The organism is Actinocorallia lasiicapitis (assembly GCF_054778695.1).
This window is the reverse complement of record NZ_BAAGZI010000273.1, coordinates 1-8,326: the sequence shown is the minus strand read 5'-3', so window position 1 is coordinate 8,326 and position 8,326 is coordinate 1. Positions and strand designations below refer to the sequence as shown.

Annotated in this window: 7 protein-coding genes; 4 read left to right on the top strand and 3 right to left on the bottom strand. The window is 68.2% G+C overall.

Annotated elements, in window-relative coordinates; translation table 11 throughout:
* Together ACYVE7_RS24305 and ACYVE7_RS24300 are read left to right on the top strand one after the other, a co-directional pair.
* The coding region (locus ACYVE7_RS24305; RefSeq protein ID WP_460367516.1) for a laccase domain-containing protein at positions 1 to 296 on the top strand (296 nt) is incomplete at its 5' end.
* Between the two features lie 13 nt (positions 297 to 309).
* A complete protein-coding gene (locus ACYVE7_RS24300) occupies positions 310 to 1,152 on the top strand; it encodes a spermidine synthase (RefSeq protein ID WP_460367515.1) in 843 nt (280 codons plus the stop codon).
* A gap of 16 nt (positions 1,153 to 1,168) precedes the next feature.
* Here ACYVE7_RS24300 and ACYVE7_RS24295 read toward each other — a convergent pair whose 3' ends face one another.
* The 3 genes from ACYVE7_RS24295 to ACYVE7_RS24285 form a co-directional block, all read right to left on the bottom strand.
* Positions 1,169 to 1,708 carry a DinB family protein gene (locus ACYVE7_RS24295; protein WP_460367514.1) on the bottom strand — a complete coding sequence of 180 codons (540 nt, stop codon included), beginning with the start codon at positions 1,706 to 1,708 and terminating at the stop codon, positions 1,169 to 1,171.
* Positions 1,709 to 1,770: 62 nt separating this feature from the next.
* Complete coding sequence (locus ACYVE7_RS24290; protein WP_460367512.1) at positions 1,771 to 3,663, bottom strand: PhoX family protein; 1,893 nt, start codon at positions 3,661 to 3,663, stop codon at positions 1,771 to 1,773.
* Positions 3,664 to 4,166: 503 nt separating this feature from the next.
* Complete coding sequence (locus tag ACYVE7_RS24285) at positions 4,167 to 5,765, bottom strand: serine/threonine-protein kinase (RefSeq protein ID WP_460367510.1); 1,599 nt, start codon at positions 5,763 to 5,765, stop codon at positions 4,167 to 4,169.
* Between the two features lie 211 nt (positions 5,766 to 5,976).
* On the opposite strand from ACYVE7_RS24285, the gene ACYVE7_RS24280 reads away from it, so the two are divergent.
* Together ACYVE7_RS24280 and ACYVE7_RS24275 are read left to right on the top strand one after the other, a co-directional pair.
* Positions 5,977 to 6,477 carry an NADPH-dependent F420 reductase gene (locus tag ACYVE7_RS24280; RefSeq protein ID WP_460367509.1) on the top strand — a complete coding sequence of 167 codons (501 nt, stop codon included), beginning with the start codon at positions 5,977 to 5,979 and terminating at the stop codon, positions 6,475 to 6,477.
* 126 nt (positions 6,478 to 6,603) lie between these two features.
* Positions 6,604 to 7,827 carry a serpin family protein gene (locus ACYVE7_RS24275; protein ID WP_460367507.1) on the top strand — a complete coding sequence of 408 codons (1,224 nt, stop codon included), beginning with the start codon at positions 6,604 to 6,606 and terminating at the stop codon, positions 7,825 to 7,827.
* The last annotated feature ends 499 nt before the right edge of the window (positions 7,828 to 8,326 follow it).

Here is an 8,326-nt window from a genome sequence, read left to right as displayed (position 1 = left end):
TGCGCGCCGCCGGCGCCGACGGCCCGATGACCGCGCTGATCGGCCCCGGCGCGTGCGGCCGCTGCTACGAGGTCCCCGCCGAGATGCGGGACTCCTCGCCCGAACCGATGCGCTCCACGACGTCCTGGGGCACCCCCGCCCTCGATCTGCGCGCCGCCCTCACCGAACAGCTCACCGGGCTCGGTATCGAGGTCGAGCACGATCCGCGCTGCACCATCGAGTCGCCGGAGCTCTACTCCTACCGCCGCGACGGCGTCACCGGCCGGTTCGCCGGTCTGATCTGGCTCACCCCCTGACTACCCTGGGAACATGGGCAAAGGGGAGAAGCCGGTCTCGGGGATCTATCCGATCGGCCAGGGCGAGGCCGAGCTGGTCAGGGACGCCGACCGCGACGGCGGCTGGATGATCCTGATCAAGGGGGTTCCCCAGTCCTACGTCGACCTCGACGACCCCCGCTACCTCGACTTCGAGTACATGCGCCTGCTCGGCGACATCGTCGACCACCTCGACCAGGGCCCGCTGGACGTCGCGCACGTCGGCGGCGCCGGCTGCACCCTGGCCCGGTACATCGCCGCCACCCGTCCGGGCTCCCGCCAGGTCGTGTTCGAGCTCGACGGCAGGCTCGTCCAGGTCGTCCGCGACCAGCTCGACCTGAAATCAGCCCGCGGCGTCAAGATCAGGATCGGTGACGGCAGGGAGGGCGTCGCCGCGCTCCCCGACGGAGCCGACGACCTGCTCGTCCTCGACGCGTTCTCCGGCGCCGAGATGCCCGTCGCCCTCGCCACCGCCGAGTTCCTCGCCGACACGGCCCGCGTGCTCCGCCCCGACGGCGTCCTGCTGGTGAACGTCGCCGACGGCGGCCGGCTCGCGTTCGCCCGCCGGCTCGTCGCGACCCTCCGCTCGGTCTTCCCGCAGACGCTGATGATGGCCGAGCCCGGTGTGCTGCGCGGCCGCCGCTTCGGCAACCTGGTGCTGGCCGCGTCCCGCACGGAACTGCCGATCGCCTCGCTGACCAGGATCAGCGCCGGGAAACCGATCCCGGCCCGCTGCATGGACGGCGACGACCTCGCCCGCTTCGCCTCCGGCCACGCCGTGATCCGCGACGGCGACGAAGTCGTTCCCCCCGCGCCGCCGTCCTCCGTCTTCGCCTGACCGGCCCGGCCCGGCGTCAGCCGCTGACGTCCACCCAGTGGTGGATCGGGTCGTGGATGAAGTAGCGCCCGAACGTCTCCACCGTGAACGAGGCGCCGTCGCTGCGCCGTCCCGTCCGCTTCCACTGCTCGCCCTGGACGGCGGCGAACTTCGCGGCCAGCGCCTCGGCCGCCGCGACGATCTCCGCGGCGACGGTCCGCGGGTCCTGCTCGTTGTACTTCTCGGTGACGGCCGTCTCGTCCTGGTCCCAGTTGGGGTAGGCGGGGTCGTCCTGCGTGAGCATCAGCCCCAGCCGGAAGTCGTAGATCCGGATGCAGTCGCGGACGTGCGCCGCGTACTCCAGCGGCGACCACTTCCCGGGCTCGGGCCGCACGTCGTGGGGGCCTTCGGACGTCAGCAGGGCGTGCCATTCGGCGGCGTTGCCGGTCAGCAGCTCGGGGAGCTCGGTCAGCGCGATGGACGAGGCGTCGAAACGGCATTCGGGGCACTCGCGTTCGGTGACCCAGGTCCAGTTCTTGGTGTCGGGCACGATGCCCGGTTCAGGGGTGATACTCACAGACGAATCGTACAGATTTCCTACGGTTCGCAATCCGATATATCACCCCTGACCTGGGACGATCAGGTGCCGATGACCCCGCCGTCATCCTTGACGATCACCACGGTCGCCGACCGCGGACGTCCCGCCGGAGCGAAGTCGGGCCAGTTCGACACGGCCCGCGGGTTCGCCGGAGTGGGCGCGCCCCACGCCGTCGAGGTCTCGCCCGGGTGCTGGACGTTGACGAACATCGCCCGGAAGTCGGGGGTGAAGGTCACACCCGTCACCTCCGCGCCGCGCGGCGCCGTCAGGAACCGCTTGATCTCGCGGGTGGCGGGGTCGGCGGCCAGCAGCGCGCAGTTCGCGATGTGGTCGTACCCCTTCGACGCCAGGTTCTGCGACGTGTTGGAGATGTCGGTCTCGATCCAGAGCCGGCCGTCGCCGTCGAAGCCCAGGCCGTCGGGGGAGCCGAAGATGTTGTCGGGGCCCAGGTTCGGCACCGACGGCGTGTAGGCGGGGTCGCCCGCCAGCAGGAACACGTCCCACGCGAAGGTGAGGGCGCCGTTGTCGCCGCCGGTCTCGTTCCACCGGATGATGTGGCCGTACGGGTTGGGCTTGCGCGGGTTGACCTTGCCGCCGTTGCCGACGCCGTTGGTCAGGGTCGCGTAGACCTCGCCCGTCTCGGGGTGGACGGCGATCCACTCGGGACGGTCCAGCTTGGTGGCGCCCTGCGCGTCGGCCGCCGAACGGGTGCGGATCAGGACGTCGGCCTGGTCCTTCCAGCCGTTGGCCGCGGTCAGCGCGCCCTGCCCGAACACCAGCGGCAGCCAGGCGCCGGAGCCGTCGTCGTTGAACTTCGCGACGTACAGGGTCCCCTCGTCGAGCGGGGACTTGCCCTTCTTGGTGTGGTTCTTCCAGCGCTCGGCCGAGACGAACTTGTAGATGTACTCGCCGTCCTGGTCATCGCCCGTGTAGACGACGATCCGGCCGTCGGCGGCGTCCACGAAGGTCGCGCCCTCGTGCTTGATCCGGCCGAGCGCCGTCCGCTTCACCGGCTTCGACTTCGGGTCGAACGGGTCGATCTCGACGCACCAGCCGAACCGGTTCAGCTCCTTCGGGTTCTTGACCAGGTCGAACCGCTCGTCGGCCTTGTGCCAGCCGTACCCGAACCCGGCGGCCGCGACCCCGTACCGCGCCTGCTCCGCCGACGGCTTCCACGTGGCGTCGTCGGTGCCGAAGTAGCCGTTCCAGTTCTCCTCGCAGGTCACGTAGGTGCCCCACGGGGTCGCGCCGGACGAGCAGTTGTTGAGCGTGCCGAGCGGCGCGTTGTTCGACCGCAGCTCGGGGTGGTCCACCGAGACGGGCCCGGAGAACGCGACGGGCGTGTTGCCGTGGACGCGCCGGTTGTACTTGGAGTCCTCGAGGACCCACTTGCCGCGCCGGTCCCGCACCTTGACGATGCTGACGCCGTGCCCGTGCAGGCCCTTGTCGACCTTCTCCTTGGTCATCACGGCGCTGCCGTCGGCGTAGTGCAGGACCGTGTCGATGTACTCGTGGTTCAGCACGAGCAGCCCGTGCTTGTCGCTGATCGGGAACAGGTGCATCCCGTCGTGGTGGGCGCCGATCTGCTCGGCCTGCTCGGCGGCCGTGTTGGTGCCGTCCTGCTTGAAGGCGGGCCCGCCCTCGTGGATCGGCGTGCCCCAAGGAATGATCACCTGGGTGGAGTAGCCGGCGGGGACGGTGACGGCGTCCGCGCTGCTGGTGGGGACGGCCGTGAAGCCGAGGAGCTGCTTGCCCGGCTTGCCGGGAGCGGCGACGGCCTGCCCGGCGAGCCCGCCCGCCAGGAACCCGGCGGCGCCGACGACACCCCCGGCCTTGATCAGCGACCGGCGCGACAGGACGTCCTGGAAATGCCGGTTGGCGGAGGTGTTCGAGGGGATGTCGTCGGGGTCGACGTCCACGTTGACGCGCGTCATATCTCAGTCCTTCGTCGTTCGTATGACCTTCTCCGAAGGAGCCTGTAGGCACCGGCGGAACAGCAGGCCAACCCCAGGTGAACGACCACCACCCAGCCAGTAGCCGGATGCCCCCTCCGAACATGACTTCCACCACGCCCAACCCGCCCCCGACCCCACCAGCCCGTCAGAACCCCGCCCCGGTCAGCGACTGACCGATACCGTCGATCACCCGAAACCGGCGGGTCTCGACCCCTCGGTACGAGAACCGCTCGGGTAGCGTCCAGACCATGCTGATCGGGCGCCCTGCCGAGCAGAAGCGTCTGGCTACCCTTCGCCGCACTCACCCAGCTCCTCCGCCCCGCCCTCTCCACCCTGCTTCTGTAGCTCTCGCCGTCGGCCGGGCAAACATCAAGACATCCGCTCGTCCGGACCTGGGCCTGCCAGCGGAACGGCGGTCGGCTGACAGTGCGTTCGGACAGGCCGCGCCCGGTGATAGAGCACCGAACCGGTCCCGGGTGGAGTCAGCCGCCGGGAGTCGTGGTCAGTGGCCGAGGGCCGGGACTCGCTTCGGGCAGTGCGGACCTAGAGGCGTCAGCCGTGGGGAGGCGGGCACCTGCGTCAGTCGGATGCGGCGAACCGGGGGCGGCGAAGCGGAAAAGGAAGGCGCGGATGTCGTCCGGGAGGCCGGCCCGGATACGGCGGTAGACGCGGAGGGCCTTCCGGCGATGAGCGGGCGACGAGAGAGTAGCGGCGAACCGGTTGACGACCGTCATGTACGGGGCCAATAGCAGGGCCTCGGACAGCCGATCCAGCCGCTCTGTCCGTAGGAGGGCCTGGATGTAGGCCCAGCGGACCATCGGATCGTCCGGCGCGAGAGCGAAACCCTCCTGGACGGCGTCGGGGACGGTCTCCCCGACCCCCTGTCCGCGGTCCCGGATCAGGTCCAGATCGCCGGCGGCGCGGGGTTGCACCAGATGACGAGCCATCGCGATGCGGACCTGAGAATCCTCTGGTGCGAGCTTGAAGGCGGCTGAGAAAGTACCCCTCCCTACCATCGCGCGGGCCACGGCGACGACCGCGTCAGGACGGTCGGGAGCCAGTGTGTAGGCCCGGCGGAGAGCGGCGTACCCGTCTCCTCCCGCCCGGACCAGCAGGAGGCCTTCGCGGAGAGATCGGTCGACCTCGCAGGCCACGCCGGGAAGGGGCTCGTCGAAGCGGAGCGTGCGGAGCGCTTCTCGCGCGGTCGGACGCAGCATCGGGTCCACGAGCCGCGCGCGCTCGATCAGCGCCCTGAGCGGCGGAGCGTCGTGGTAGAGCGGCTGGGGCCCGAAATCGGCGATGGTCGGCAAGTCGTCGCGCGACTCCGTGTCCTCGGCGTGATGCCTGCCCGTCGCCGCGAATTCCACGACAGCCGACCAACTCCACATATCGCTGGCGTGTGTGGCGAGCCCCCCTGCGAGCTGTTCGGGCGACATATAGCCGGGAGTGCCGCAGACCCCCGGTGCGATGGTCCACCACCGGCCGGATATTCCGAAATCAACGACCCTAGGTCCTTCGCTCGTCATGACGATGTTCGCGGGTTTCAGATCCCGATGGACGAGTCCCGCGTCCGCGATGGCGACCAGGACCTCAAGAAGGCCGGCCGCGAACTGCTGGAGTTCGTGGCCCCGCAGCGCCCCGTGCTGGTAGACCAGTGTGTCGAGCGACGGCCCGTCCAGCAGCGCGCTGACCAGATAGGGCGCGGCATCTCGGTCGAACCTTTGGTCCAGCAGTTCGGCCGTGTACTCCGGCGCCACCCGCGAGGCGTTGCGGGCCTCGCGCATCAGCAGGTCCGCACATTTGCTCGACGCGTACTTGAGCACCTTCACCGCGACACGTCGGCCGTTCGGGTCCTCCGCCAGGAAGACCACGCCAAAGGAGCCTTCACCGAGGCGTCCGAGCAGCGTGTACTCGCCGATGCCCCTTGGGTCGCGATCATGAAGCGGCCGGATATGACCTGGCAGCTCGGTCAATCTTCCCTCCGGGGAAGAGATCTGATGGAGAGAGTGATTCTGTCTCCAAGACCCGGATGTTTCTCGCTTTTCCTGAAGGACGGCATGGCCGGTACAAAGATCCTGCATCAGAGTAGAAGTATTCAAATTCGAACTAACTCGACATTCCGGTCAGGCTGCTCGAACGTCTCACATCTTGAGATGAGAGTTTTGGGCCTGCCGGGCTCATGACGGGTCGCGTGGACCGGCACTGGGTCACAAATCGGTGCTGATCGGGTGTTTGATCTTCTGGCGAAGTAGGATCCTGCCCTGCCCTTCGGCAGGGAGTGTGGGAGGTCGGATGGACGTCGCGGTCGTGGGAACGGGGCACGTCGGGCGGACGTTGGGGGAGGCGCTCACTGACAGCGGCCATCTGGTCCGCTATGGCTCACGCATACCCGAGGACGCCATCAAGAGCGCGTTGGACGGCTCCGAAGCCGTCATCATCGCCATTCCCGGCGCCGCCGTGGCGGACTTTCTGCGGGAACACGGCACGCTCCTCGCCGACAAGATCGTCATCGATGCCACGAACAAGCCCGGCACCGACGGGCCGGCGCACAGTGCTGCCGAGTTCGCGATCCTCGCCCCGTCGGCCCAGTACGTCCGCGCCTTCAACACGCTCTCCTGGCGCAACCTCACCGACCCGGACGGCGCCACCCCCCTCCTCTTCTCCTGCGCCCCGTCCGCCACCGAGACCGTCGCCCGCCTGATCCGCGACACCGGCCGCACCCCCGTCCCTCTGGGCGAAGCCCAGTACGACCTCCTGGACCGCCTCCTGGATACCTGGACCGCCCTCACCTGATCCGCCCGCCCTCACGTTCTCGCAGGTCAGCGCAGGGAACGGGCGTGCAACGCCAGGGACGGCCGTCTCCGTCTGAGGGATATGAAGCGGATTGTCGCCCTTGTGGGTGTTGTGGGTGTTGTGGGATTGACGGCGACAGCCGGGTGCGCGGGCTCGACCGCGCAGGCGAAGGAACGCAAAGGCGTACGCCAGGAGATCGGCACGGGGAACGCCAGGGAGCTGGCCCGCTCGGACCTCGGGTTCGGGCTCCGCCTGCTGGAGTCCTGGTGCAAGGAGGCACCGAAACGGAACATCGTCTTCTCGCCGTCCAGCCTGGCCGCCGGGCTGGGGATGGTCGCGCTGGGCGCCAAGGACAAGACCGCGGAGGAGATGAGCAGGGTCCTCGGCCTGCCCGCCGACCCGCTCGCCTCGATGCGGGACAGGACCCTGGCGATCCGGGAGATCCCGGGCGTGCAGACCAGCGACCGCATCTGGGCCGACGACAAGGTGGACACCGACCAGAGCTTCCTCGACGCCCTGATGACGGGCTACGAAGCAGGACTCCAAGTCCTCCCGATCGAGTCGGACGCCAAGGGAGCCGCGAACGCCATCAACAAAAGCGTCGCCGACGACACCAAGGGCCTGATCAAGGACCTGGTCTCCCCGAAACAGCTCGACGATGTCGGCTGGGTGCTGACCGACACCATCCACCTCAAAGCCGACTGGAAGAGCAAGTTCGAACCCGACTCCACGGAAACCCGGAAATTCACCACCGCAGAGGGGCCGCAGCACGACGTCAAGTTCGTCCGCGGCGACAGCGACCTCTACGGGACGGCCACCGGCGACGGCTGGACCTCGGTCACCCTGCCCTACGCGGGCGACAGGCTCGAAGCCGTCGCCCTCCTCCCCGACCAGAGCGACACCGACTGCCCGGAGCTGCGGCCCCGCACCGTCCAGCGTCTCACCGACGAAGCAGCGGACCCCACGGCCGCGAAGAACGACGACCTGACTCCGCAGCACCAGGGCAACGTCGCCGTCACCCTCCCCAAACTGAACCTCACCACCAAGAAATCCATGGACGGTCTGCTGAAGGCCCTGGGAATGCCGACGGCCTTCAGCCAGGACGCCGACTTCTCCGGAATCTCACCCAACGCCACACGACTCGAGTTCGTCCAACACGCCGCGGCACTGAAGCTCGACGAGAAGGGCACCGAAGCCGCCGCCGCGACCGCCGTAGGCGTGCGCCAGGTCAGCGGAACGGTCATCCGCAAAGAAGTGACGTTCGACCGGCCGTTCGTCCTCCTCATCCGCGACACCAAAACCGGCGAACCCCTCTTCCTCTCCCGGATCGCCGACCCCGCACAACACTGATCCGTGTGCGCCGGTTTGACGCCGGCGCACACCCTGCGTAAGCTCAGCGAGCCGATCCGCAGGAAACCCGTACGGGCCACGCCCTCACGAGTTACAGTGGACAGGCCGACCCGGGAGGGGATGCAGGACGCCGCAAGGTGGCCGGCCCCGGCGGGCTCCTCACACAGAACCATCCCGTTCTTTGACGCTGTCATTCGCGGTGCCCAAAGAATGGTATGCCGGTGTGCGGAATCCGGGTCGGGGAATCGGAATGGGCGCGAAAATCGCCGGTTTGACTCCCACGAAAGACCTGCTAAATTAGAGACATCGCCGCAAGGGAAAAGCGTGAAAGCGCCGGAAGCTTGCGGGTCCGTTTCTTGAGAACTCAACAGCGTGCTAAAAGTCAGTGCCAAATATGATGGCCGGACTTCGGTCTGGCCATGAATCCTCGTCTGAGGATTTCTTTGAGGCAATACGGACAATTGATGAGATCCTCTCTCGCCAGAGAGGGTTTTGCCAG